Below are 25914 nucleotides of genomic sequence, written 5' to 3'. Positions count from 1 at the left end.
CCAATGATTACTCTATCTAGCCTTTTTAAAGCACCATCCCTGCCTTGATTGTGTGGCTTCACCAACTAATAAATCCCGTTATACGAAGGCCAGTTTTGGCTAGTTTGATTTGTGGAAAGATAGAGTAAACAATGATATAGACCTAAGGTTATAATAGAAAGTTATGAACGGCAAAGTATTAAAAAAGATAGCCACCCAACGTTATCTAGTAAGATTAGAAGATGGTAATGAAGTAGAAGCATTCATTGGCTTAAAACCACTAGTATTAACTTTTGGGGGACAATTTGATATTAATCAACTGATAAGAGTTAAGTTAACTTCTGAAAATAAGGCAATCATTTCACCAAGAGACCCAACTGGTTCATAACTGTTCCTAATCTAGAATATCAACAAATATTGTGAGAATTTTCTTCGCCTTATCAAGTTGATTTTTGGTGTAATTCTTAATTTATGTAATCATTAAATGAAATAGCATTAGGATTTACCATTTTACCATCAGTTGTTTTTTTATCATTTGTTATCCAGTCGTCTAAAAAATCGTGAGGTTTAAACCCTGTACCCTGAAGTCTCTTTTTAGTTGGCAACGGAAACTGTCTTAGAGCAATATTGGCAACCTTCATTCTTTTTCCTCGCATAATTAGTGCCTCTACTCATCTGAAAGTTGGGAAAATGGCTCTAAATCAATTACATTAATAAGTTTATTATTATTTATCTTAATTAGTAAAGCTTTGATATCAAAATAGTCTCCCTTAAAGATTATTTTCTTAAAATCAGTTATATTATTCACAATATTTACCTGACCAAATAAGGCCAATAGATTAGTGACTTGTACGACAACCCTTTGGCTCAAGACGAAGTTGAGAGACTTAACTTGGTTTTTGGAGATAAAATTATTTGTTAAAAAGACGTATTATACCTTTTTCACGTTAATAAAATCCATCAAACTACCCACCAAAAAAGCCACAATGACCAAAAATAAAGAATAATACCAGAGCCAAGGAAAGTTAAACATTTTAACAACACCCACCCCCCACAACAATGCCCCTATCCAAACACCACGGACTGTATAAAAACGTTTAAAAGCATGTCTAAAAACATAGTCTTTTTGGTCATGAAGATAGTCTACTACAGGGTTAATCAATTTTTTGTTCCAGTGCCTAATCTCTGCCCTGCTTACATATTCAGAATCTGGAGCTCCCATTAGCTTAAAGTACCTATCAAAGTTAGTTTTATAAGTATTGGCTACCTCATCTGTTTCTGCCTCGAACACCAATGCTCGCATTGAATTAATGAGAGTGGTTTCAATAAGGCGTAGACCCAGCCAATGCCTTTTTTTTACTGAGGACATCTTTTTCAATCGACGAACATTGCGTTTAAGCCATTTTCTATTTCTTTGACGGTTATGTTTAGCCCAATCTTCATTTTGCGTCATATAGCCCAGCCCTTTTTTATGTTTCTTTTATCTAGAGTGTACCCAATCAACCAAGAAATGGTTATCATAGGGAAAGATAGCAGCCAGTGCCAACCAAAGGCAATAAACCAATTAACAATGAGCAACATAATTGCAGAGAAGAATCCAATAAATACACAAGTAATTCTATTTTCTAAAACCCCTCTATAATGATGCTTTTTTTTTAAATGCCTGATCACACACAAACATTTCTTTTCCACCAAAGTATCAAGCTCATGCTTTCTTTTCGGGTCAAAAAACAAGTTATAATCAAGATACTGAAGTTCCATAATGTATTCAAGAAGAATTTCTTTCATTCTCTTACATTCCCCGCATTTTTTTGAATGCTTATCCAATTTTTCAGCAACAAGTTCCAGATTATCAAGGCATAAAATACCCTTTCTTTCAGCCACCAACTTCCTCTTCATTGTTTTTGCTAACTCTTGCTTAAAGTTTTGCAAATAGTTATTTTTTTGTTTCATATCAGTAAGATAAATTTTCTTATCTCAATGCTACTTTAAAATCTCAAGAATAAAACTATACATTTGCCCCATTTTCTCACCTGTAAGATGTAATATAGCAAGAAAAGGCTTTGTTGCAACCTCTGCATTCTGGGCGACATGCATCCATTGCCAAGCTTCTTTAGTTCTCTTCATTAGGGCATTCTCAACAGTTATTACTTTTTTTCTGCCTAAATTATCTGTTACCTCAACGGTCATGCTATGATCTGAAATTGATGATGGTTAAGTTCTTCATATTTGATAGTCTTGAAAAAGCTTTCAGCCACTGCATTGTCCCAAAAGTTTCCTTTCCTGGACATAGATTGCCTAGCTTTTTGATGATGGTCGAAGATTCCTCTGGTCTGTCCACAAGTATACTGAACGCCACGGTCCGAATGTAGAAGAAAACCTTCCTTGATGTCACGTTTTTTCCGGGCAGCTACCCAAGTCTTCTTGATCGTATTTTCGGTGGTCATATCTTCACTTACTGACCAACCTACTACGGCTCTATCAGCTAAATCAATGATTGTTGTCAAATAAGCCCAACTTTGTCCTACACGTATATAAGTGATGTCAGAAACCCACGCTTTGCCTGTTTCTGATACCTCAAATTGACGATCCAACAAATTGTCTGCAACAGGGTGGGTTTTCGCTCGTTGAGTGGTCACTACCCACTTTTTGCGTATTTTGCTTTGCAAACCCATCTCTTTCATCAGGCGTGCCACGTAAGGTACGTGTATTTTTTTTCTTTTGATAAGCCAGTTATAATACGCATTGCTGCTAACACCAAATACCTTACACATCTTCTCAACTGGAAATTCTTTCCGGTGCTCATTAATATACATGTAAATCCTCAGTCGTTCCTGGAGAAGATGCCTACTGCCTTTTTTAAAATATCTCGTTCTAACTTTACCTCGGCTAATTCCTTACGTAATACATGTAATTCTTTCTCTGAGTCACTTAGAGATGGATTACCTTTGCCAGTAAAACTTTCCTTATTGCTCCGTTGTTCGCGAAGCCAACGGCGTATCATATTGGCGTTGAGTTTATAGTCCTCAGATACCTGCTTCGCAGATTGACCTGATTCTAGCAAATCAACGATCATTAATTTAAATTCTTTATCGTATTGTTTCATAATAACTAAGATAACGGGCGCTTCTTACTCTCACAACAAATGTAGCAATTCCCCCCTCTCAAATCTACCTGAACTATGTTTCTATAAAAATCTATTTTTGAAATGTTTATATTTAAGTTTAAGGTAACTTTCAATCATAGATTTATCGCTCAATGCTTCTTGAAATCTATGATCTTTTAAGAATGTTTCTTTTAGTAATATCATAGGTTCTAGTGTAATTCCCATCCTCTTTTCCGTGTACCATTTTTGATCAACTCTTTCATGCTTAAACAATAAAGCAAAGTTTTGTGCATAATATGAAATAAGAAGTTCTCTATCATTTATTGGTAGGTGTTCACAATCTAAAGCAAGGTCAAATACATCTATTTCAACATATTTATAGAAAAACTCCACCATTGACATTAATGACACACTTCCCTTTAAGGATGCTATAATGGCGACTATATCTTTAAATATTATGTTTGCCCATAACTCTGGTAAACAAGTCATTAACCTTGTAAAAAAAGATTTGTCGTTGTAGAAGTTTGAGGCTTTAACGATAAGAGCAATACGCTTCTCTTTGGCTAAACCATTAATATCTTTTATCACTGGCAATATAGCTAAACGATCTACTGGCTGACAGCGTGCATTAAAAGATGCTTCCCACAATGCATTAACAAGGTTATTTATGGTTTTATCCATATTTTATCTAATATTTAGAGTATGAAAACTTTATTCTTTTGACATCAAGACCTTGTTCTGTCAATAGTCTTTTAAAGTATTTTACAGCAAACTTATATGATGGCAGATAATGACCAGAGTCATTGGATACATCATATTTTTCAAAGTCAGTTTTTCCATCAAGATCGTATATAAACATCCCAGCCAATTGGACTTCATCAGCTTCTTCTGAAAGGTTATAGTGTCCTCGCCCAATTCTAAAATCACCAGATTTTGTAATAACCATAGACATTTGAGCATATTCATAAGGCTCTTGCCAAATAGGGTCTATTTCTGTAACTAGTAAGATACCATTCTCAATTTTATGTTTGTAAGGAGAACGTTTAGGTTGCTTTGTACCAACATTTTTTAGCAGTGGCCTTGCTGCATAATAGTTATCGGGCAATGCTTCTATTTTTGTTTTGCTTATATCTATATCCAACTCATTAAAAATCTCCTTAAAAAATGTTTTAGCAAAACCAACTGATACAATATAATGTCCAGAGGCATTACTTATCTTTACAAGTGAGCCGTTTCTAATATGAAGAAATCCTGCAGCGTCTACTTCTTTTGCTTCATCGGCTAAATTATAATGTCCTTTACCTATGACTAACTTTCCGTTTATAACTACAAAACACAAAAAGCCCGTTTTAATTAATGTTTTTGTGTCAGGGTAATATACCTCTAGCTTTTTATTATGAATGTTATAAGAATAAGGAGCTAATGGGTCTTGCTTTAAACCAATATAATCAGGATGAATTTTAATTTTAGGTCTACACTCATTATTATGCACCAACACCCCCACATTCCCCACATAATAGTTATGGTATTTCGCCACAGTAAAGTTATACACTGTAGCCACCGTGTCTTTTACAACAATGCTATCGATCAATACCTGAGCGGAGCGGGGCAAGTGACGGGTTTTACGGGCGAGGAGCTGACGATAGTTGAGCAAGGTGAGTTGGTCACCTTTTTTGAGGCTACCTGCGGGCATCCACTTTCCATTGACATAGAAGGGATGTTCAGGCGTTACCCATAAGGCATCGGCAACAGTGTATACGCCAATCAAAGTGGAGGATTGTTTGATCATCGTGTGGGTAACCCTGCCTAGTACTTCTTGCTGGGTGGTGACATCAAAAGCTCTTACCGTGTCTTCAGGGAGTACGTCTTCGATATTTTTCTGGCTATAGTCATGTAGCCATATTTTGGTGCCTGCCACAAAGCAAGCGGTTTTGGCAAAACGTATGTTGTTGTTGCGCACCAGGGTATACTTGTATTCCTGGGGCTTGCCTGCTAATTTGAGGTTTGCCGCCCAATTGCCCACCAGGGTTTTTTGTCCGGCCTTGTCTATCTCGGTTTGGGGCTTGTCTTTCAGTGCTTTGAAATCACTCATTTTGACGCCCGCCGCCGCCTCTGCCACAATCACGCTCACGCTTCGTTTGCTGGGGCTTGCCTTGGCCTGTTATGAATCATTCCAAAAGATGACTTAGTTTTACTATATCCAGTCCTTCTGAACCCCAAATAGGAATAAATATTTCTCCTTTCTTATTTATTTGCCATGTTTTGGGCGGTTGTAATTTGACTTCTGAAGTGAATTCTTTAAATTTTCTTAGTTTTTTATCACTCAATGATATATGATTTCTTCCTAGTTTATCATATATTATGGATTCATTTGTTTGTTTATTGACAACATAAATTTTTTTATCAGTATCAATGTACCTTGGTTTCCAATTATCTAAAACATTTTTGTCTTCTGTTGGAACTAACAACTCAAGCTGTTTCCCTGTTCTCATGGGCGAGCTTTCCTCAAGTAGTATTTTCCCTGTTCTTGATGTTTCACTTTGACGAATAATGTAAATGGTTTTATCTTCACTGATTAGGATGGAAGAGAAGGTTTCCTTAAATAACACACTTCCTTTTGAGTTAAAACATGAAAGTATAAAGATATCTTCATCAAAAACAGTATTATTATTATCGTAATATGATTGTGTAAATTCAAGTGCTGAAAATAGTACATCTCCATTCGATATACCTAAGATATCCATAGACAAATAATCTTCAAAAAACTCAGGTATATTATCTGGTGAGGAAGGAAAAGGCATAGTTACCTTATGCTGTGGATATGGATAGTTTATAAAAGATTGATCAAGGGTCATATAATTATGAAAAAGCCAAATAGGTGGTTTGCCATCCAATAATATTGGTAAGACGACTCCATCACCCGCAACTAATATTTTTTCGGCCTCTGTATTGTATCTCTGAAAAAAGGTTATAGAGTGATCTTTGCCTATTTTAACAACAATAACCTGTGAATAATCATCTCGAACCTTATACGCTAAAAAGAGTTCATCCAGCACAGAGAAAAAAGTTAAGATTTTACACCCTACAGGAAATACTTCATCAAGGGGTATTTGATATATGCATTTTCCCTCAACATCATGTACTTGAAAAGTATATCTATTACCCGATAACAAATTAATAGCAAATATCTTTTCTTTGAAGTTATGTAAAGCTATTGTGTTCTCTGGCACATATGCAATTAATGTATCATGGTCCACATGTTCAAATTGAAATTCTTGTATATTCTCTCCTTGCCTACTTTTATTCCAAAAAAACATGTGTTCATTGATGATTTGAAAATTATACCAATTCTCAATATTTTCGTACATACCTTTTCTATATGACTTGGCTATCTTTTTCCAATTAATTGTCTTGATTAGCTTAAAATACATATCTATTTCCATTTGGGTATCTTATACATTGCTCTAGCACCACCAAATAGTTGCCCTAATTTTTTTAGGCTTAACAATGCTACTGGGACTCGATCTCCAAATTCCACGGGTGCAGATGGAAATGTGATTACTTCTGGAGATTCATCATCTGCTTGACGTCCTGTTGCAATAGCAACATGCTTCAAGAACATGCGACCTTTAGCAAACAATATTATATTTCCTCCCGATATTTTACGCCTTACCATCTTACCCTCAACCATATCAACTGGGCGGTAGAAATTAATAGAGGAACTTTTAAGTCCTAACTTCTTTGTGAAGTCAGCTTGGAAGGCACTGGATGGATCAACTGAAAATTCATACCCTAGACGGTCATTTGTATAAATCTCGTGTATTTTTTTCCAATCAAGTTCCCCAGCCAAATACGCCCCTAACAGTACCAACTCCCAACAATTAAGCTTTAAATCAGCTAAAGGTGGAAGTGTTTTTTTTGTAGAGTAGGTTGCCCAAATAGCAAAAGAACTTACCATCGGATCATTTTTGGATATATAATTTAGAATGCTGTCACGTTGACTTTTTTCTGATTTCCACAGCTGTAGATAACTGTTATACAAATTAGTTACTTCTTGATAAGATAGTGTTTTATATTGGATAAAGAAATTACTTTCTGTTAACTCTTTTTTTAAGTCTGCAGATAACTCTGATACTATATCATTTATCTTTTTATCCATCAAAGTAGAATCTTTTTTTATTTCTTCTTCTAACATTTTATACCCCTTACCTATATCACCCAAGTGTTTAACTAATGGCCCAGAATTAACCCAAGTAAAGGTCTGCTTTTTTTCAACAAAATTTGATAATAAATACTCTACTACCACACAATCATTATGCACCCCAACCCCCAACTCACCCACAAAGTAAGTATGGTTGTTAGCCACCTCAAAATTATACACCCTTACTACAATCCGCACTACACTATCAATGGCAATTTGTTGCCCATTATAGAGCCACAAACTATCGCCTTGCCTTAGCTCGCTGGCAGCACGCCACTTGCCCGCTACCCAAAACGGATGTTCTGGAGTAGGCATGAGGACATTAAAAACAAAAGCTAGACTTGTGTAAGCCCAGCTCTAAAGTATTACTGTAAAATATCTGATTATTTTTATCCTATCCAATTGTATTCTTCATCTGCCAGCCTTTTTTTACATAATGCGTTTGTATAAAATCTCTAAAGTCAAGAGCCAAACTAGGAGGGAAAATCTCATATCCTTTTTTGATTAAATCAAATGATTTTTTGTTGTCTCGAGGCAACAACTCTCTTATCCTAAGAAAAGAGGATAATAAGCCTTCATACCATTCCTTGGTTACTTTTGTAAAACCCAGCATTGTCTCCATTAAATAAAAAGCGCCCTGTTCTTCATTTAACCACTCCATCAATTGTTCAAATATATAACCCAACTGATATTGCTCCCCCTGCTCTTTGTTATACCTATAGGGTTCAATTAGTTTGGTAAGCATAAACAATACTTCTTTTGGGCTGGGGTTGAAAAAATCACCTGAAAATAACTGCGATAATAATAAAACTTCCAACAAAGATAAATTGTGATCTTGAGCAGCATTCATCAAATCTTCTTTGTATTGCTTCTGTGGATTTTCTGACTTTAGTACTTTTTCAGAATACTGAATGGCACATATTTTAGCCATTTCCTGAGTAAACTCTCCCAAAATATAATCATACTCATCCCTTGCCTCTTCATCATCTGATATTTGAGAAGCTTTGATAGTCTGACTCGTAAATTTGTCAAAAACCTCATAAAGTGACTCAAAGCTAAGCAGTGTTTTATCAATTTTTGTCATTCACTCTAACAACTTCTCAATTATTCTCTATCCAATTATACCTCTCATCTACTAAATTTTCTTTCATGTAGGTTTGTTTTATAAAATTTTTAAATGTCCATCCAATATCAGGTATAAGAAAGCCCTTTTTTAATATGTCAAAGCCCTTTTTGTTTTTAGGCAGGTGGTTTTTTAACTTTGAAAAACAACCAAGGAAAGCCTCATACCAATCTTCATTTACTGTATCAAAACCTAACATTTTGTCCATTAATCTCAAAGCTTCTTCTTGTGGAAAATACTCCAGATGGTCAAGAAAATATTCAAAAAATAAACCTGCCTTAAGTTCTTCACCTTGATTTTTTTTTGTTTCATAAGGTTCTACTAGAATATTTAAAATTCTTAATAATTCAGCATCCTCGAGCCTAAAAGATTTGTTATAAATAAAAGGTGTCTCAGTAAGAATTTGAATAAATGACCAATTATATGAAGAAATACTATTTAAAATATCATTTTTAAACTTGCGGACAGGATAATCATATTTTTCTAAATCTTGAGTATATTTTAGAGCACACAACTTTACAAGATGATCAATTAAATCATCTGCAACTTGTTCTAATATCTCTCTTGCATCTTCGTCATTTTTAATACTAGATGCTTTTATATTTTGATTGTAATAGTTCTCACAAATATTACTCAAAGAATCAAAATTGAAACTAGCTTTCTCGATATCCATATTTTCAATCTATCAAGTTGTTTACCTTTACATATACAATTTCCACTATATGGGGATGAAAATGGTCATTTGCAATATCAGCATGAAAACCATAAGTATAGTGTTTATAACCTAAAAAACGTTCACCCTCTCTTTTTCTTGACACGCTCCTCTTCTTAATAAGTTTCTTGATTTTAGCTCCTGAAGTACCATGATTAACACTATTTTCATCAAGCACTGTAGTTGTACCTATTTTCATTTTATATTTCACTACTACCTGATAAACTCCTTGTTGATCAGATCTTCTTAATAACCCTTGTTGTTTTCCAGAACCAGAAGCAATAAGATATTGTAAATCCGAAGCAACAAAACTAGGTTCTCCCAACCACTCTTCTGAATCTTCATCATATTTACCCACAATCAACCCCATACCATTGCTATAAAATTCATTTGTACCCATAGCACGATAAAAATACTCATAGTTTTGATCACTTTCATCTAAAAACTCTTCTTTTGATACTTCTGCTATATTTGATAAAACTGCTTGTCCTACAATATCCAAAGCCTCCTCTAAAGCTTCTTCAGCACAGTTATTATGCACCCCAACCCCCAACTCACCCACAAAGTAAGTATGGTTATGAGCCACCTCAAAGTTATACACCCTTACTACAGTATCAATCCGCACTACACTATCAATGGCTACTTGTTGCCCGTTAAATAGCCACAGACTATCACCTTGCTTTAGCTCACTAGCGGCTAACCATTTGCTTGCTACCCAAAACGGATGTTCAGGAGTAGGCATCAACGCCAGTTTGCCCCCTGCATATACCTTGATGAGTTCTTCGGCAATACTTTGTGAAACACCTTTTACTTGTTGAAAATTTACTTTGCCCGATGGGGCCTTAAAGGAAGGAACTACATCTCCTGAACGAATGGTTTCGATGGGGGCATAGTGTGGCTTGCCTGTGTCTTCGCTGATGCCCAAAAAGATAGGTGTGCCCGCTGGAAAACAAGCAGTGCGGGTAAGTTTTACCCCATCTACTATGCCCTTTTTACCATAAGTGATAAAGGCATAGTTAAAAGCAGTTTTATTGTTGTTTTTCTTTTTTTTGCGCAAAGCCCAACTAATTACATCGCCTTTGAGTTGTTTTTGCTTGTCTTTTGCCCTAAGTTCCTCAATATTGCCCCCTTTCCGAACCACCTCAAAAACACTTTTGTTGGTTTTGGGGATAAAAATACTGGTGACCTTATACTTGGCATTAATTTTTGCATAAATCGCCTCAAAAATCGCAGGCTTATTCTGATAACTATTGGCGGCCTGTTTCTTTTCAAAATAAAGTAGCCTTGCCTCCTTGCCGTTTTTTTTGAACGAGGCAGTATATAACCAATGTTTTTGCTCCGCCTTGTTGTTTTTATGCTGGTTATCTACTGCTATCCAAGTGGCTTTACTTCGATATTGTTGTTGAAAAACATAAATTGTTGGTGCCTTCACAAACTTCACCCCGCCTTTGATCTTTACCGTTTGATAGCCTTTGCTCTTTGCCCAACGCCCTACTTCTGTATTTTCAGAAGTAGCGAAAATGCCCTTCAATTTTGTGGGCTTTTTGAAGGCCTTATCCACAATTTTTTTGATTACATAAGCTTTGCTATAGGTGCCTTTCTTTTGTAATTTGTTGATAGTAAGCAGTTTTTCGCCTTCTTTAGTAGTGGTTTGCCCTTTACCCACCGTCGTCTTGCTCTTGACTTTTTTCTTGTCTTTATACGTTACATATTCGGCAAGCAAGGCATTGTTTACAATGATTTCAGGCTTTTTCTGTTTGCCTTTACCTTTGTTATTATCTCCATCCTTCCCTTTTCCTTTTTTCTTGTTACGCTTCTTGAATGTGTCTACGCTTTCTTTCAAGACTTTCACCAGTCCCTTACCTGTGATGACTTCTATAATGACCTGGGTAAGCATATTGCCCAAATAATAAGAGGGATTGTTGATTTTGGTCAGTTTCTTTTGCTCTTCGGCAATCTTATCATCTAGTATTTTTTGTAAATCAACGTCTTTGAGTTTTGCCAGGGCTTGATCAATTTTGGCTCGGTAATCTTTGTCTACTGCATAGCGGGCAATTTCATTCAAAAGACCAATGATCTCTAAAATGCTTTCAGGAACCGAGGCTACCTGGTCTATTAAGCCATTATAGACTCCAATCAATAATGGGTAAATTGTTTTTCCTGGTTCTTCGAGGTCAGGGTTATTCCATACTTTTTCGTCTATTTTAAGTTGTTTTAATAAGTTAAGGTTGAGTTCTAACCCTCCTTTGATATACGCCAAACTTACTTTTACAAAGTCATCAAAGGTTTTGATGGTGGGTTGTTTAACTGGGATGACTTTGATAGTTTTGCGCCCCTTCGAAAACCACAAAGCTTCGCCCAAACGCATCACCCATTGGGTAATTACTTTTTGACCTTTTTCGTACCTAAAGTGCAGGCTTATTCTGACCCCTTTGGGGGCTAGAGGGCGCTCATAAGCCAATTGATGGGCAGTTTTGCCTTTGATATCAGAGGCAAAATCTGTACGTGAGGCTTCTACACTGGCATCAGAAGTAGTAAATACCTCAAGCGTAAAGTCGTGAAGGGTTTTCTTTGACAAGAATTGCTTCAGAAAAGAATCTTGCTTAAAAAAGGCATAGAATGTCTTGGGGTCCAACACCCCTGCGTAGTCTTCAACCACCAAGCGATCGTTACTTGTGCCAAATAAGTGTTTTTTATCAAATGTTTTGACCCTGGCAATGATCGCTGCTTTGTTGGTAAAAGAAAGTTGAGAAAGTCGGGTCTCTATGTTTGATTTAAACTGGTAGGTTGTGGTATCTGCCGCGAATACTTCGGTACCAATAAACACTTGCATGGTGCTGATACACACTTTTGTAAAATCAATAATGCTGGTTTTATCAAGCTTAAGATTGGTCATATTTTGTCCCTTAACAGAACCACCTTGGTTGGTTTTCCAAAGGCTTGACCTTTGCTTAAGCCTCTCCATCACCTCTTGGACACCTCGCTTGACCATACCCGCCGAAAGACGATTACCAAAGGCCAGGCACGGAAAGAAATATTCCCTTTTCTTGTTGTTGAAGACCCCAATAAAACTATCAAGATTGAGCAAAAGCCCAATACGTTTGGCACTGGCAAGCTTGCTTCTTTGATAAACTTGTCTGGTAAAACTATAAGCAGCTTTGATGGACTCCTTGATCGAATTGGATTCAAAACCCTTCTTTTGTATATCATTTGCTGAGGTACCATTTCCCTTGCCTCCAATCACTATATCGGTAGACCTTTGGATAATGGGAGGGGGGATAATCACATAAAAATCAACTTGTTTGGTGGCTTCTTTAGCTTCGTTCAGCTTTTTTAATTGCTCATTGAGTTCAGCAGTCACCTGAGCACCAAAAGTACGCTGATTGGTAATTTCAAACTTACCATCTATCACATAGTTTTGGTCAATCGTGGGCAGGTAGGCATTACGCGCAATTTGTTGATTGAGCAAAATAACCATTTGCTCTACGCGTTTATTGTCTTTATATTTGGCAACATAGGTAGTGTCGGTGGCTTGTAGACCAAAAGAAATGGCGAGCAGAATAATTGCAAGTATTCCAGTAAGTTTTTTACGCATGATTTTCCAATGTTTTTAGTCCTTTTTGTAAATTACACGAATACGTTCGTCAATTTTTTCGTGGATAAATTTCCGAATAAACACCTTAAGTGCCTCTATTCCATCTCCCTCCATAAATTTTTGAATCAGTCCTTGTCCCAACGACTCAATGTCTTTTTGAATATTGCCTTTGAGGGTTTCCAGTAATTGGCCTCCGCTCATTTTTGTAAGCGTGTCAAATTTAAAAAGTTCTATTTTAAGCTTGCTCACTACAGAAACCAACTTGTCTCTGGCTTTTGCCCAGCGAGCCATTGCACCATTTTTTGTCCGTTGCCTCCACTCCTCCTCTGAAACTTCTACCTGCTTGGGGACTTCATAAAAATAGATGACCGCTACCGCACCAGTATCGACCTCCTCTTTGGGTTTTGGTAAACTCATAGCAGCCCGTTTGCGCTGTATCTCTTCAATGGCTACTGCCATTTCTTTCTTCTGAGTTGCTTGCTCAGTCTGACTCTTCTTAATTGTTTTTTTACTCTTACCCTTTAGCTCCTGTACTATTTCTTTGATAATGTCTTTGAGGCTGGCAAAGAGTTTTTGCAAACGGTTACCAATGATTTTGGTCGCTGCCTTGATCACCTTCCCACTGCCATCTTTCAACTTTTTTAACCCTTCTGTTACCTTGCCTTTATCCATTGCCTCCTTCCCCTCCTCAATCGCCTTTTTACCAATCTGGATCGTTTCCAGTAACTCGGCTTTGTCGGGGCCATTGTAGTTTTTTACCCACTGTTCTACTTTTTTGAGTACCTGGTCTATTTTGCCCATTGCCTGGTCTATCTTGTCCAGCCCTCTTTCTATCTCGTCAAATAAATTGTTGATTTCGCCCGTAAAGCTCAGGTACTGGTCGCGCCACTCGTCGGGTATGATTTGGGTACCTGCCCCAGTGGTCGTCAATTCCCCATCAATGAGGCGTTTGTCGGTGTTGATCTTGATGCGGTCGAACCGGGCAAATACCCTGGCTCCCTGAAAATAATTGATGTGGGTATAGGCTCGCCCGGAAAACCAACCTCCCCCCAGGGGTTTGACTTCTACCAGGGTAAATTCAAAGTCGGCTGCCATTATTTTGTCGCCTACTCGCAAATTTGAGATAGGAGTTTGATTGCTGAGGTCTACCACCAAGGGTTTGCCGCATTGTACTCCGGTGGGCTTGGGGGTGGGCATTCTAAAATCTACGGTGGCGGTTTCTTCGCTGCCAAAGGCATTGCAGTTGGCGGTAAGTTTGAACGAATAGGACACTCCGGGTTCCATATCGTTGATTTGGGTGCGGTTGGAAAGGGCACGTTTGGTGTACCATTTGTAGGCATCGCCTTCGCGCTTGAAGTGTAGGGTATAACCTGTGTGGTCGGGCAGGGCATCCCAGTCGAGTTGTACCTGGTAGGGATTGAGGGCAGTTGCCTTTAAGCGAATCGGGATGGGGCAGGGTTTGCCATAACGAAATACTCGAATCTGACTCACACCGTCGTTGATAAACAAGGTTCTGCCCTGGGGGTCGCGCGCCTGGATGCGAATGGCGTACCATTTGCCCAAGCCCAGGGCAGGTTCGGCTTGCATGCCATAGTTGTAAGTCAGGCTAGTTGTGCTGGCACGAAATATTTCGGGACCCAGGCAATTGAATATTTCGCCTTGAGATATTCGGCTGGCGGCTTGGTTATTTGCGTTTATATTCGCATATTGGTTTTGACAATCGGGGCGTAGCTCGTTCAATACTAATTCATACTCAGGATTGAAAGGAGTGTTGGCGGGTCTTGTCCAACTGATCGGAATGGGTTTTAAGCTTTGATTGCTTCGATTGGTCTGACTCATCATTAGCGGAAAATTCAGAATGGGTGGCTGCAAAGCAAATACCCTCAGTGTTTTTTGCGACAGAATGTCTACATTAGACACCAAGACATTGGCTCTAAATCTATCCACGAATGAGAAGGACAACCTATAGATACCATCAGGAATACGCCTCGTTCTCAAATACTGTTGCCTACTTAGCCCCACAAACTCTAAATGTTCCTGTTTAAAATATTCGCCCAATTCTACACCGCTGAGGGTCTGGCTAGGTCCCAGGTCGAGCAAAGGTCGATAATTGTCCCTGGTTTGTATGACAATTCCCCGCCCATCCACGCTTTCCAATTTGATTCGTAAATAGCCAGAATAAGAAGTTAAACCGTTTAAAATCATGGTCAATTGAAGCGAGTGGCTGTATCCGAAGTTTGAGAGGTAGGGCGACACTGGTCTCGCTACGGTAGCGATGAGCTTGACACTGTAATTTTGCTGGGCGGTGGTATAACCACTCGCTCCTAAGAGCAAAGCTCCCGCAATAATAAGGCACTTGAATAAATGGATACGCATGACCTTGGTTTGGTTTAAGTAGTTGGTTTTGAGCTTTAGCCGTTAGCTTTTTTGTTCTTGGCTTTTGGGCTCCGTTGAATTTTAGCTGTTGGCTTTTGTTTGTCTTGGCTATTGACTGAAAGGCTATCGATTAGATATACCCATCTCAGTGGTGGTTTTGGACACTTTTAACAAAAAATATTTTGAAAATGTGGAAAGGCAGGCATTATTTCTTCAAAAATAGTCATTTTAAGTAGATTTACCCCACTGATTTGCCCTTGAAACTGTCGGGGTAAGGTTTAGTTGGTTTTCTTAATTTTGGGGGGATTCCAGACAAAACCGATACTATTCAGTAAATTTATTTTGACGGTGGATAAAATTCCTTTTTTAAAACAAGCCCTTTGGTGATCAACCCAATGACTTAGACCTTTTTGCCTGGGTTGTTTTTTAGATAGCCTGAAATGTCCGTGCTCTTCGTTGAATGCCTTGAGTGCTTCAAAGCTTTGTTTCCAGGCCGCCCCCACTGGAATCGCTCCGCCACTTTGCACCCATAGGAGATAGAGTAGAGGTAAAAAATGATGTAGGATTGCCAGAGGTTATACTAAATAAAGGGCACAAAAAAACCCTTACTCTTTTTTAGAGAACAAGGGCTTGGATTTCTATATAGACGTTGCATTACTGCAACGAAAATGTCAATGCTTATCGGATACGTTTAACGTCTACTGCATTTAATCCTTTTCTACCTTCCTGTAAGTCAAATTCTACTTCATCACCTTCACGGATGTCGTCTAAAAGACCTGAAACGTGAGTGAAATATTCTTTATTTGACTCATTATCGGTAATGAATCCAAATCCTTTAGATTCATTGAAAAATTTTACTGTTCCTGTATTCATTATAATAATTTTGTAATAAAGTATAAAGGTAAGTGATTAAAAGTTCTTATGATAGTTTCAGGCAACTTATTTTTACAATTATTCTCTCAAAAAGAGCTTTACATTCACTAAGTCACTATGTATCAATGCTTTAAAACATTAAATAATTTTTTATTCACTCTCTAAAAAATAATCACCAACTCCCCCAGCTAAGCACCAAACACCTTGCGGTAAACTGGCTTACGATATAAAAACTGTAGGTACAGTGCCGGATACATCAAATAATCGAATAAGAAAAAAGGAGTCTTAAAAGTAATATCATCTACAATGTGTGTTTGTTGCCCATGCTTTACTATGCGATGGTGGTGTTTCCAGTATTTCAGGAAAAACGGTAATTTTACTCCTTCATCTACAAACGATACTTCCTCCTCGTTGTCTTGGTAATCGGTAATAAGGCTCTCCCAGGTTTGTTTGAAAAAAATAAAATTTAGGCGCAAAGCCACCCTATCGTCTACCTTACATCCGTCAAATCTTAATAGTTTTACTGGAGGAAAAGGGGGCGAAAGTTTTACAAACAAGTCCTGGTCAAACCCAGCAAATACTTGTTTATAAGGCTGTTTTACCAAAGTACTGATTTTAAGTCGCATAATTTTAATCTGTTTGCCAGCTTTTTATTTGGTAAACCAACTCTGTAAGACAATTGTTTTTTGGAGCTAATGCACATAACTGCCCGCATTTATATCTATAGTACACCCAGTAGCATGGTCTGATAAACCACTGGCAAGCAACACTATAGTAGGTGCCAGGTCGGTAGGCTTGGTCAGGCGGTCAAGCGCCACTCCTTGCATGGCATACTCCATCCCGTACTCATCTATAAAGTCTTGAGCCATTTCGGTGGCGGTAAAACCTGGTGCAATCACAAAAGAAGTAATGCCCTGTTTGCCATACGCCCTGGCTATAGAACGGCTCAGAGCAACCATGCCAGCTTTAGATGCGGCATACCCCATATAGTCGGCAGTGTCGCCCCGAAAAGCCGCCCGAGAAGCAATATGAATAAGGCGCCCACCGCTGCCTTGCTGAAAATGTTTGATGGCAAGCCGCGATAAAATAGCTGCTGCTGTTAGGTTTACCTGCATGGTTTGGTTCCAGTCTTGCACCCATTGTTCATGAGTGGCGTCCAGCGATGACTGAATGGCAATACCCGCATTATTTACCAATACATCTACCCCACCAAAGGCGGCTACCACATCGGTAAACAATTGTTGGCAAGCAACATCATTGTTTAAATCTGCCCTAAAAACCTGCGCTCCATTGCCCGCAGCGTTTGCTACTTCTTGAGCTTTTTCGGCATTGCGTCCATAATGTACGGCAACCCTTGCCCCCGATTTACCCAATTGCTGGGATATGGCAGCACCTATGCCCCGACTGGCTCCAGTCACCAGTATGTTTTTTCCTTGTAGACTAATTTCCATAGATCAATTTTAGCCAATTTTGTTTTTTAATTCAAATAATCGGGTGGAATGGTGAGTGCTTTTATTGATGGGTAAGCACTTAAAATACCACTATATGCTGAGCTACAATCATTCAAAGTCAGCAAAACCTACATTTTAAGTCCCATAATGGTAATGTCATCGCGTTGTTCTACACCATCTTGGTGGGTTTCCAGGTTTTGCTCCAGTAGCCGTTTTTGGTTTTCCATGGTTTCGGGGTGAATACTCTCCAGCAACTGGATCAACCTCCGCTTACCAAAACTACGGCGTCGGGGGTTGGGCGTATCTGCGTAACCATCGGTGCTCAAATACAGCAAATCATTTTCCTTCAACACCAGTTGATGCTGGGTAAAATGTTTAACATCGCCCCCACGCCAACCAGCTATCGACTTTCGATCGCCCTTGATTTCACCAAACTGGCCATTGGTTACATAGAACAGTGGGCGCTTGGCACCCGAAAAAATAAGTATGGTGCTTGTGTCTTGTGGCTCCAGACGACACAAACACAAGTCCATTCCGTCAGAATTGTCTGTTTCGCGTTGTCGCAAGGCTTTTTCTACCCCCAGGTGTAAGGCATTCATTATATCGCTGGGCTCAAATATTCGTTTTTCATTGATAATTTCATTCAATAAAGTGTTGCCTACCATACTCATAAAAGCCCCTGGTACTCCGTGCCCGGTACAGTCAAGCACGACGATAAAAGTATAGCCATCTACCTTGCTCAACCAATAAAAGTCGCCCGAAACCACATCTTTGGGAACAAAAAGCACGAAATGATCTTGAAAACACTCTCCCAGGTCTTTGCCAGAAGGCAAAATAGCCGTTTGAATATGCTTGGCATAACGAATACTGTCCATGATCTTCATATTGGTTACCTTTACGTCGGTAAGTGCGTTGTTGAGGTCATTGGTACGCTCTACTACTTTTTGCTCCAGGTTGTCATACAACAAGGCATTTTCAATAGAAATGGCCATTTGGGTAGAGAGCATTTTCAGCAAACGAATCCGATCATCGCTAAATGCCTGATTGGTGAGGTTGTTTTCAAGGTAAAACACACATATCAAGGTTTCTTTTCTTGATACCGAAAAGCATAAAACCGATTTGGGGTGGTGCTGTTGTATGTATTCATCGCGCGAAAACTCTTCAATTTGAGAGGCATCGTCAAGCACCAGGTATTTTTGAGTACGCGAAATATAATTAATAATGCTTTGGGGCACTTTCAGGCTTTCTTCTAACGGTTCGGGGGTTTCAAGCATTTTTATCTCTTTCGAATCTCCCTCACCCACTACCTTTAGCTGGTCATTTTCTACATTAATTAATACGCCTTTTTGCGCTCCGGCATTTTCAATCACAATTTGCAACATCTTGCTTATCAAGTGATTAATGCGTACTTCTTCGGCCAGGGTTTGCGACGCCTTCATGATAGAGGCAAGGTCTAAGGCCGATGCTGTATCCTTGGTAGCCTGATGGGTGTCGTGGTTTGGTGTAGCGGCTTTGCCCCGCAAGTTGCCCCGGCTTCGGAACGCTTCTTTTGGTAACACCTCGTCTCCATACCGGGCACGTAGCCAAGCCAGTTTAGCCCGTCCTCCCCACTTCTTGTAACCCCTATATGCTTGCTTGAGGTGACTTTTGGCATACCTGAGCTTGTTTTTATCGTACCAAAAAACTGCCAGCAACTCGTTTGCCAATGCCTCAAGGTGGGTAAATTTCTGTTCTTTGGCTTGCTCAATGGCTTCAAGGTAAAAGTCCAGTGCATCGAAGCCATTGCTAGTCACCCGAATTTGTTCAGCGGTCACCAATAAGTATAAATGTTGGTAGTTTTCCGGGCAGCTATCCGCCCATACCTTCATTTGTTGTTGGTTTATTTTTACCCTGGCAAGGGCTATCTCTTTTTGGCTTTGGTCGGTTTGGGCAAGCATGGCAAGGGTGGTCATACTATGGTAAAAGTTGTATACAGGCTCTACATAAGATCCCGTACTGCCTGGCATTACTTCGTCAGCAATCGGCAACAGCTCCTGGGCTTTTTGAGGCTTACCCAAAAGGTAGTAAGTCATTATTTTTAACAAGTAAAAATGCGACAAAGAGAACAAGTTGGCTTCAAAAGCTTTTACAAAAGCAGCTTCTTCAAAACCTTTACTGTCAAAACTTGCGGTTTCGGGGGTTTTGCCTTGCATGCAACGCACCATTTGCCGAATGGCAATGCTCATTTCACGACAAGTGTAATCGGCCTTTTTGCGTAAAAAATCAGTATAATTATTGGCTTCGTTGTGCACTTGGTCTAGTGGGTGCCCATGCAACAAACTGTACATCAGGTAGCGCGACGCAGAATACCCTGTATGTATGTGGTCGCCCCCTTCCAGGCTCCTCTGAAAACCTTCTTTAAACACCTCAAGGCTGCGTTGTAGGGGTTGCCCCCAATGCGACACAAAATTACCAAAAACAAAGTGCACGGCTCCTTTCATGGTCATTGCATTGGGTTGGTTTGCCAACTCCATAGCCGTTTGTCCAAAACGAAACGAGGCAGGGTAATCGTGTAACATTGCTCCTTGCAAAATGGCAAACATTGCATAGCCGTACGCCGCAAATGGGGTATTACCGTATTTAAACGAGGTTTCTACCATGGTAGTAATCACCAATGCCACCAGCCTTTGGTCGGTTTGGTAAGCCGGAAGCACGCTTTTTACCAATATATTCATCAAAGCAAGTTTTTCCTGGTCTTCCATTGAGGGCAAGCTTCCTAAAGCTTCTATGCTTTTGTCCTGAAGAAACTCCTGAATAAACCTGAGTTTTTGCTGTACCTTTACCATCAGCTTGGCGGGACTGTCGGGAATGGGCTCATCCAATATACCTACCACTTGTCTACAGTACATGACCGCCTCGGTCATGTTGCCCAGGTTGGTATACAACAAAATCATCGTTTCATATATTTTTGCCAAGTCGAGGGGTTCATCGGTGTTCTCCACAATGTACGTATGCAAGGCAAAGGCTGCATCAAAGTTAGTATTGAGGTATTCGCATTCTGCTTTTTCCAGGTGTATGTCGCAAGTAAGGCGATACACGTTCTGCCAGGCATTTTGAGGTAAGAGTTCCAAGGCTACAGCCAAATAGTCGACAGCTGTTTGATAAGCAGTAGCTTCTTTAGCTTTTTGGGCAGCAAACAAGTTGAGTTTTGCCAAGGCTATTTTTTCATTGCCATCGGGCAGCACATCCGTGCTCAGGTTGAGGTGCCCCACCACATCAAATATGTGCTCTTCCAAAGCTTCTTCTGCCAGATTTTTTAGGAGCAGTTGTCCAATTTCGTAATGAATACGCTTTTTTTCTTCGTCTTCTATCAACGAATAGGCTGCCTGTTGTACCCTATCATGCAAAAAGCGAAACTGGCAATTAATTTTTTGTGCATCCTCATTGTCAAGTTCTCCGTTGAGCAATAAATTGTAGTGGTTATCGAGCGGTAAAATTAGCCCTTCAGCAATGGCGCTCCATAAATCTTGTAAAGTTTGGGTAGGTAATTTTTTATAAATCAGCGAAAGCGTATGCAAAGAAAAGTGATCGCCTATAGAGGCGGCAAGCCTCAAAATATGACGGGTTTCGGGCAAAAGCCGCTGTATTTTACCTGCCATCAGGTCTACTACATTGTCAGTAATGTTTTTGGCTTCTATTTGGGCAATGTCCCACCCCCAAACCTCATCGGCATCTTCAGCATTGAACCACAACAGTTTTTCTTCATAAAGTGAGGTTAAAAACTGGCGCACAAAAAACGCATTACCCAAAGTTTTGCTATATACCAGTTCGGTCAGCGACTCGGTAGCCTCTGGAGTACTGTGCAATGTGTCGGAAATTAATTGACGCACGTCTTTTTTAGACAAGTTCTGTAACGTAATGCGGCTTACCACAGCATCGGTTTGGGCAATGTCTTCCAGCGCCATAAACAGGGGGTGTTGTTCGTATACCTCATTGTCGCGGTAGGCACCTATTACCAGCAAATATTGATTTTCTACATCCTCCATCAACACTTTCAGCAAATTCAACGACGCCAAGTCTGCCCAATGCAAATCGTCAATAAACATCACCAAAGGGTGCTCTTGGCGACTGATCACGCGTAAAAACTGTTGGAAAACCATTTGGAAGCGGTGTTGACTTTCGGCAGCCCCTAAAGCAGGCAATGGGGGTTGTTGTCCAATAATGAGTTCGAGCGATGGCAACACATCTATGAGTACTTGTCCATTGGTGCCAATGACTGCGAGTATATTTTGTCTCCATTGATCAAGCACTTGGGCACTCTCAGTGAGCAATTGCCTAATAAAGCTTTTAAGTGCCTGATGAATGGCATAATAAGGGATATTACGCTGAAACTGATCGTATTTGCCACTGATAAAGTAGCCTTGGTTTTCAATCAATAGCTTATGTACCTGATTAATCAATGCCGATTTACCCACACCCGAATACCCCGTAACCAACATAAGCTCGGTAGCCCCACTGCCAATGCGCTCTACTGCCTCTATCAAAAGTTGTTCTTCGTGTGACCTGCCATAGAGCTTTCCGGGGATTTGAAACAAACGCGAAAAGTTTTGTTGTGCTATATCAAATGCCTCCACCTTTCCGGTATTCACCCATTGTGTCCGGCATTTTTGCAGGTCGGTTTCCAGTATATATGCCGACTGATAGCGATTTTCGGCGTTTTTCTGCATAAGTTTCATGACTATGTCAGACAATACCACAGGAATCTCAGGGTTGAGCAAATGGGGAGGTTCAGCAATTTGGGCAATGTGACAGTGTACTAACTCCAGCGAGTTTTTAGTTTCGAAGGGCAGCCGTCCAGTCAATGTTTCGTAAAAAGTAACCCCCAACGAGTACAAGTCTGTACGGTAATCTACTACCCGGTTCATTCGTCCGGTTTGCTCTGGCGACACATACGCCAGGGTACCTTCCAATTGGTCGGGGTTGCCTATGTATTGTTGGTTGTAGTTGATCCTTGACGAAATACCAAAGTCAATGATGCGGGTTTCTCTGGTAACAGGGTTTACCAGTATATTGGCAGGACTTATATCTTTATGAATAACGTATTGCTCATGTATTTTGCCCAATGTGTGGCTTACCCCAATGGCTATGTCCAAGAAATCGCTTAAAGTTTCGGTGGTTAACGGCGCCATACTAGTAATTTTACTCCCATTGAAGTAATTCATTGCAAACGAGGGCTTGCCAGCTAGTGCGTCCTTGTCGTGTGCCCTGAGCACCCCCTTGATATTGAGAGATTTTAGTATTTCGTATTCATTGTACAATCGGGTGATTTGAGGTGGGGTTAGAAATTCTTCTTTAAGGGTTTTGATTGCCACAGGCGACAAATCTCCTTGTTCGCGCAAGTAAATCAAAGATTTATTGCCTTCATAGATCAACTTCATTCTAGTAGATTTCGTCTGGGTTGGCTCCATACTTTAGTGCAATTATTTTTTACAAATCGTGATTGTGTTGCTTCTGTTCGTAATTCAATCAAGATATTAAAGCCTGCTATTCAGGTGCAAGATTGGGTATAAGTGGTAGGGTTATGCGCTTGTTCTAAACATGTGATTAAAAATGATGCTGTAACAACAGCATTCTCAACATACATATAAACAGCAAAGTGATACCACTGGTCAGGGCTTAAGCTTCTGTTGGTTAAGATAATAAGTTAAAAGGAAACTACACATTTTTCTAATCAAATTTCTTGCAGAAAGTAGAGCGGACGTTGATATTTAACTTTGGCTGATTGTTTTATTTAATTAAGTCCTGATCAGGCGTACAAAGTTAAAACCAAGCAACTTTTGCCCAAAATATCAGCCCTGGACATTCAATTAAAAAAGCACAAATTTACTACCTTCGCCAAGTCTTGGGAATGGCGCCAAAGATGGAATACCTGGATAAAAAGAGCTACAAGATTATAAGTAGTAATACTAATAACCATCTGGCTTTTTAATAGGTTATCTGTAAACTATTGGTACAACAACAAAATCATACAAATGCTCAAAATAGCCTGGTCTGATATATACGCCCACCACTTACCTCCAGGGCACCGTTTCCCTATGGAGAAATATAACCTCTTGCCCGAACAATTGCTCTACGAGGGCATCGCAGAGCCTGACAGTTTTTTTGCCCCCCTGCCAGTAGCCGAAGAGTGGATATTAAAAGCCCATGACCCAGTTTATTGGCAACGCCTCAAAAACCTGGAGCTAAGCCATAAAGAAGCCCGACGCACTGGTTTTCCATTATCGGCTGGTTTGGTACACCGCGAAATAGTCATTGCTCAGGGTACTATCGACTGTGCTTTGTATGCCTTAGAGCTGGGGGTATCTTTAAATATTGCCGGAGGTACTCACCACGCCTTTACTGACCGGGGGGAAGGTTTTTGTTTGTTGAACGACATTGCCATTGCGGCACACTACCTGCTCGACAAACAACTGGCAACCAAGGTATTGGTAATAGACCTGGATGTACACCAAGGCAATGGTACTGCTGAAATTTTCCAATACGACAACCGGGTATTTACATTTAGCATGCACGGCGCAAAAAACTACCCTCTACGCAAAGAAATATCTGACCTGGACATTGCCCTGCCCGATGGTGCCAACGATATGACTTACTTGACTACTTTGCGTAAAACATTGCCTGGCCTGGTGGCCGAGGTCAAACCCGATTTTGTGTTTTTCCAGTCAGGGGTAGACGTACTTGCCACTGATAAACTAGGCAGGTTGGGGATGAGCATTGACGGCTGTCGTCAACGTGACCAAATAGTATTTGATTTGTGCAAGCAACACCAATTACCCATAGCGGTGAGTATGGGTGGGGGCTATTCACCCAAAATAGCTGATATTGTCAATGCGCACACCAATACTTACCGTTTGGCACAAGAAATATTTTTTTAGGTTGCCAAGGCTTTAAGTTTGTTGGCTTGCGGCAATACGTTTAGCGTAAGGTAATAGAAACAGGGTCAAAAAGCTAACTTTGAGTCATACATAGGTTATTTAAAAGATAATTCTTACTTTAAATAAATTCTTTATCAGATATATAGCACAAACCAAATATGCGCATGAGTCACACTCAAAAAAAAACACCCCAACTACCACAAGAAATTGTACAGCAAGTAGCCGAAACCAGGCACCCCTCTAAGGGAACAAATCAGTTAACACCTACTACAAACAATCCCGCTATACAAGCGAAACAACGTCCAATACAACGTAAAAACTCAAATAATGCTTATGCCAGCAAAGAAGGGCAAAAGCCACCTATACAAGCAAAACAAGAGCCTATAAAAAGAAGGCAAAATAATAATAAAGAGACACAAGTAAAGAAGAACGTGGGACAACTCATGGGAACAGATGTGTCGGATACCAAAGTACACTATAACTCAAGCAAACCTGCACAACTGCAGGCCGAAGCCACTGCTCAAGGCAACCAGGTACACTTGGCACCTGGCAAAGAAAAGCACCTGGGACATGAGCTTACCCATGTAGCCCAACAAAAACAGGGCATTGTAAAACCTACAGTGCAAGCCAACAATGGAACCAGCATCAATAACGACCCTCGCCTGGAAAAACAAGCCGATGACATAGGGGCTAAAGCTTTGCAAATGAAATCGAACAATACAGATGACACACGCTCTACTACCAATAGTACCAATACAAGTACAAGCAACAATCAATCGTCTCCGGTACAACTGTATGCGGCGGGTACTTATATTACAAAGGAAGATGCCAACCTACGCGATGACGACAAAAAAGAAAAGATCACAGGATTGAACAAAGGAGAGGTCATCCGAGTGGCACCCAACGCGCGTGAATTAAAGTTTACCACTGGTTTCATTTTTGGCTCCAAAAACCACGTGTGGGTTACCGATAGTCAGGGTAATAGAGGTTGGATCAGAGAGTCGGCCATTGGCGGCAAAGAAACCACCCGTTTGGTAGATGACTATACCCAAAATGCTGTACGAGACACTATGCGAAATGTACCAAGAGGCGGGATGAGGAGAGGTTTTACCCCTCCTGATGTACAAAAGCATCAACGGTCTAACCCCAGAATTAAAAATATAGTAAGAGGCATAGACATTTCACAAAGCGCTACAGCGGTAGTCACTAAACTTTTAAATAACATTAATCAAACAGGCTATTTCACCTACAATGGCACGCATCACAGTGCCTTGAACTTTCTTTCGGGACAAAACAATGGAGGAGACTGCCGTACACTATCAGAATCTATTCGTACCATTATGGTTGATATATTTGGCTTCACAAATATCAACATAAAAAGCAAAGATAATGCATTTAGGGTAAACAATACCAAGCCATTATTTGATGGTACCACACCCAACCGCAACGACCACTGGGAATTTGACAACCACTACTGGCTTGATGTAAACGGTACAGAGATGGATGTGTTATTTAATGCCCATTTAGATAAAAGTGATTGGGTTGACATTACCTAACCAGCAAAAAGACAGCAATTTTATTACA

At 39.8% G+C, this 25914-nt stretch carries 22 protein-coding genes; 3 read left to right on the top strand and 19 right to left on the bottom strand.

The genetic code is table 11. From position 1 onward, the window contains the following. Positions 1 to 163: 163 nt before the first annotated feature. Entirely contained in the window at positions 164 to 367 is a 204-nt protein-coding gene (locus M23134_RS20085; RefSeq protein WP_002699232.1) for a hypothetical protein, read from the top strand. Between the two features lie 76 nt (positions 368 to 443). Here the strand turns inward: M23134_RS20085 and M23134_RS41265 are convergent, their stop codons facing one another. The 19 genes from M23134_RS41265 to M23134_RS19990 form a co-directional block, all read right to left on the bottom strand. Continuing rightward, positions 444 to 620 (bottom strand): hypothetical protein, encoded by a 177-nt coding sequence (locus M23134_RS41265; RefSeq protein WP_157558561.1) that lies wholly within the window; start codon positions 618 to 620, stop codon positions 444 to 446. A 290-nt stretch (positions 621 to 910) separates the two neighbouring features. Next, the gene (locus M23134_RS20075; protein WP_045113957.1) at positions 911 to 1432 is read right to left on the bottom strand and encodes a hypothetical protein; all 522 of its coding nucleotides are present in this window, start codon (positions 1430 to 1432) and stop codon (positions 911 to 913) included. Further along, positions 1429 to 1932, bottom strand: coding sequence for a hypothetical protein (locus M23134_RS20070; protein ID WP_002699224.1), 504 nt, complete (start codon positions 1930 to 1932; stop codon positions 1429 to 1431). Before M23134_RS20070 ends, M23134_RS20075 begins: the two co-directional genes overlap by 4 nt. A 30-nt stretch (positions 1933 to 1962) precedes the next feature. Continuing rightward, positions 1963 to 2169 carry a hypothetical protein gene (locus M23134_RS20065; RefSeq protein WP_045113956.1) on the bottom strand — a complete coding sequence of 69 codons (207 nt, stop codon included), beginning with the start codon at positions 2167 to 2169 and terminating at the stop codon, positions 1963 to 1965. Beyond that, a complete protein-coding gene (locus M23134_RS20060) occupies positions 2166 to 2795 on the bottom strand; it encodes an IS3 family transposase (RefSeq protein WP_002699223.1) in 630 nt (209 codons plus the stop codon). The genes M23134_RS20065 and M23134_RS20060 overlap by 4 nt, the downstream gene beginning before the upstream one ends. Positions 2796 to 2803: 8 nt before the next feature. After that, on the bottom strand, positions 2804 to 3085 hold the full coding sequence (locus M23134_RS20055) for an IS3 family transposase (RefSeq protein WP_045113955.1): 282 nt from the start codon (positions 3083 to 3085) through the stop codon (positions 2804 to 2806). An 81-nt stretch (positions 3086 to 3166) separates the two neighbouring features. Next, positions 3167 to 3766 (bottom strand): hypothetical protein, encoded by a 600-nt coding sequence (locus M23134_RS20050; RefSeq protein WP_002699221.1) that lies wholly within the window; start codon positions 3764 to 3766, stop codon positions 3167 to 3169. A 7-nt stretch (positions 3767 to 3773) separates the two neighbouring features. Further along, positions 3774 to 5216: an intein C-terminal splicing region domain protein gene (locus M23134_RS20045; protein WP_002699219.1), complete on the bottom strand. Its 1443-nt coding sequence runs from the start codon at positions 5214 to 5216 to the stop codon at positions 3774 to 3776. A gap of 37 nt (positions 5217 to 5253) precedes the next feature. Further along, complete coding sequence (locus M23134_RS20040; RefSeq protein WP_045113953.1) at positions 5254 to 6528, bottom strand: hypothetical protein; 1275 nt, start codon at positions 6526 to 6528, stop codon at positions 5254 to 5256. Further along, positions 6519 to 7601 (bottom strand): polymorphic toxin-type HINT domain-containing protein, encoded by a 1083-nt coding sequence (locus M23134_RS20035; protein WP_002699215.1) that lies wholly within the window; start codon positions 7599 to 7601, stop codon positions 6519 to 6521. The genes M23134_RS20040 and M23134_RS20035 overlap by 10 nt, the downstream gene beginning before the upstream one ends. Before the next feature lie 79 nt (positions 7602 to 7680). Next, the gene (locus tag M23134_RS20030; protein ID WP_002699213.1) at positions 7681 to 8370 is read right to left on the bottom strand and encodes a hypothetical protein; all 690 of its coding nucleotides are present in this window, start codon (positions 8368 to 8370) and stop codon (positions 7681 to 7683) included. 16 nt (positions 8371 to 8386) lie between these two features. Next, positions 8387 to 9082, bottom strand: coding sequence for a hypothetical protein (locus tag M23134_RS20025; RefSeq protein WP_002699211.1), 696 nt, complete (start codon positions 9080 to 9082; stop codon positions 8387 to 8389). Between the two features lie 4 nt (positions 9083 to 9086). Then, the gene (locus M23134_RS20020) at positions 9087 to 12716 is read right to left on the bottom strand and encodes a polymorphic toxin-type HINT domain-containing protein (protein ID WP_002699208.1); all 3630 of its coding nucleotides are present in this window, start codon (positions 12714 to 12716) and stop codon (positions 9087 to 9089) included. 15 nt (positions 12717 to 12731) lie between these two features. Further along, positions 12732 to 15092 (bottom strand): fibronectin type III domain-containing protein, encoded by a 2361-nt coding sequence (locus M23134_RS20015; protein ID WP_002699206.1) that lies wholly within the window; start codon positions 15090 to 15092, stop codon positions 12732 to 12734. Positions 15093 to 15370: 278 nt separating this feature from the next. Next, entirely contained in the window at positions 15371 to 15619 is a 249-nt protein-coding gene (locus tag M23134_RS20010; protein WP_002699204.1) for a helicase associated domain-containing protein, read from the bottom strand. Positions 15620 to 15770: 151 nt separating this feature from the next. After that, positions 15771 to 15965, bottom strand: coding sequence for a cold-shock protein (locus M23134_RS20005; protein ID WP_045113952.1), 195 nt, complete (start codon positions 15963 to 15965; stop codon positions 15771 to 15773). 188 nt (positions 15966 to 16153) lie between these two features. Further along, positions 16154 to 16591, bottom strand: coding sequence for an SRPBCC family protein (locus M23134_RS20000; RefSeq protein ID WP_002699203.1), 438 nt, complete (start codon positions 16589 to 16591; stop codon positions 16154 to 16156). Between the two features lie 66 nt (positions 16592 to 16657). Then, positions 16658 to 17416, bottom strand: coding sequence for an SDR family NAD(P)-dependent oxidoreductase (locus M23134_RS19995; RefSeq protein WP_002699202.1), 759 nt, complete (start codon positions 17414 to 17416; stop codon positions 16658 to 16660). 128 nt (positions 17417 to 17544) lie between these two features. Next, positions 17545 to 22833, bottom strand: a complete 5289-nt coding sequence (locus M23134_RS19990; protein WP_002699201.1) for an AAA family ATPase — start codon at positions 22831 to 22833, stop codon at positions 17545 to 17547. Between the two features lie 594 nt (positions 22834 to 23427). Here M23134_RS19990 and M23134_RS19985 point away from each other — a divergent pair. Both M23134_RS19985 and M23134_RS39965 read left to right on the top strand, forming a co-directional pair. Then, entirely contained in the window at positions 23428 to 24330 is a 903-nt protein-coding gene (locus M23134_RS19985; RefSeq protein ID WP_002699200.1) for a histone deacetylase family protein, read from the top strand. A gap of 164 nt (positions 24331 to 24494) precedes the next feature. Next, positions 24495 to 25886, top strand: coding sequence for an eCIS core domain-containing protein (locus M23134_RS39965; RefSeq protein WP_075164051.1), 1392 nt, complete (start codon positions 24495 to 24497; stop codon positions 25884 to 25886). Positions 25887 to 25914: the final 28 nt, after the last annotated feature.

This window comes from Microscilla marina ATCC 23134 (assembly GCF_000169175.1).
GTDB classification, from domain to species: Bacteria; Bacteroidota; Bacteroidia; order Cytophagales; family Microscillaceae; genus Microscilla; species Microscilla marina.
This window is presented reverse-complemented; position numbering and strand designations above follow the sequence as displayed.

What these genes read in the sequence shown, in the direction of transcription:
- M23134_RS20015 (WP_002699206.1), bottom strand. Translation starts at nt 15,092, where the DNA reads ATGCGTATCCATTTATTCAAGTGCCTTATTATTGCGGGAGCTTTGCTC.
- M23134_RS20000 (WP_002699203.1), bottom strand. Translation starts at nt 16,591, where the DNA reads ATGCGACTTAAAATCAGTACTTTGGTAAAACAGCCTTATAAACAAGTA.
- M23134_RS39965 (WP_075164051.1), top strand. Translation starts at nt 24,495, where the DNA reads ATGAGTCACACTCAAAAAAAAACACCCCAACTACCACAAGAAATTGTA.
- M23134_RS20030 (WP_002699213.1), bottom strand. Translation starts at nt 8,370, where the DNA reads ATGACAAAAATTGATAAAACACTGCTTAGCTTTGAGTCACTTTATGAG.
- M23134_RS41265 (WP_157558561.1), bottom strand. Translation starts at nt 620, where the DNA reads ATGAAGGTTGCCAATATTGCTCTAAGACAGTTTCCGTTGCCAACTAAA.
- M23134_RS19995 (WP_002699202.1), bottom strand. Translation starts at nt 17,416, where the DNA reads ATGGAAATTAGTCTACAAGGAAAAAACATACTGGTGACTGGAGCCAGT.
- M23134_RS20050 (WP_002699221.1), bottom strand. Translation starts at nt 3,766, where the DNA reads ATGGATAAAACCATAAATAACCTTGTTAATGCATTGTGGGAAGCATCT.
- M23134_RS20060 (WP_002699223.1), bottom strand. Translation starts at nt 2,795, where the DNA reads ATGTATATTAATGAGCACCGGAAAGAATTTCCAGTTGAGAAGATGTGT.
- M23134_RS20085 (WP_002699232.1), top strand. Translation starts at nt 164, where the DNA reads ATGAACGGCAAAGTATTAAAAAAGATAGCCACCCAACGTTATCTAGTA.
- M23134_RS19990 (WP_002699201.1), bottom strand. Translation starts at nt 22,833, where the DNA reads ATGAAGTTGATCTATGAAGGCAATAAATCTTTGATTTACTTGCGCGAA.
- M23134_RS20005 (WP_045113952.1), bottom strand. Translation starts at nt 15,965, where the DNA reads ATGAATACAGGAACAGTAAAATTTTTCAATGAATCTAAAGGATTTGGA.
- M23134_RS20025 (WP_002699211.1), bottom strand. Translation starts at nt 9,082, where the DNA reads ATGGATATCGAGAAAGCTAGTTTCAATTTTGATTCTTTGAGTAATATT.
- M23134_RS20075 (WP_045113957.1), bottom strand. Translation starts at nt 1,432, where the DNA reads ATGACGCAAAATGAAGATTGGGCTAAACATAACCGTCAAAGAAATAGA.
- M23134_RS19985 (WP_002699200.1), top strand. Translation starts at nt 23,428, where the DNA reads ATGCTCAAAATAGCCTGGTCTGATATATACGCCCACCACTTACCTCCA.
- M23134_RS20055 (WP_045113955.1), bottom strand. Translation starts at nt 3,085, where the DNA reads ATGAAACAATACGATAAAGAATTTAAATTAATGATCGTTGATTTGCTA.
- M23134_RS20070 (WP_002699224.1), bottom strand. Translation starts at nt 1,932, where the DNA reads ATGAAACAAAAAAATAACTATTTGCAAAACTTTAAGCAAGAGTTAGCA.
- M23134_RS20065 (WP_045113956.1), bottom strand. Translation starts at nt 2,169, where the DNA reads ATGACCGTTGAGGTAACAGATAATTTAGGCAGAAAAAAAGTAATAACT.
- M23134_RS20040 (WP_045113953.1), bottom strand. Translation starts at nt 6,528, where the DNA reads ATGGAAATAGATATGTATTTTAAGCTAATCAAGACAATTAATTGGAAA.
- M23134_RS20020 (WP_002699208.1), bottom strand. Translation starts at nt 12,716, where the DNA reads ATGCGTAAAAAACTTACTGGAATACTTGCAATTATTCTGCTCGCCATT.
- M23134_RS20035 (WP_002699215.1), bottom strand. Translation starts at nt 7,601, where the DNA reads ATGCCTACTCCAGAACATCCGTTTTGGGTAGCGGGCAAGTGGCGTGCT.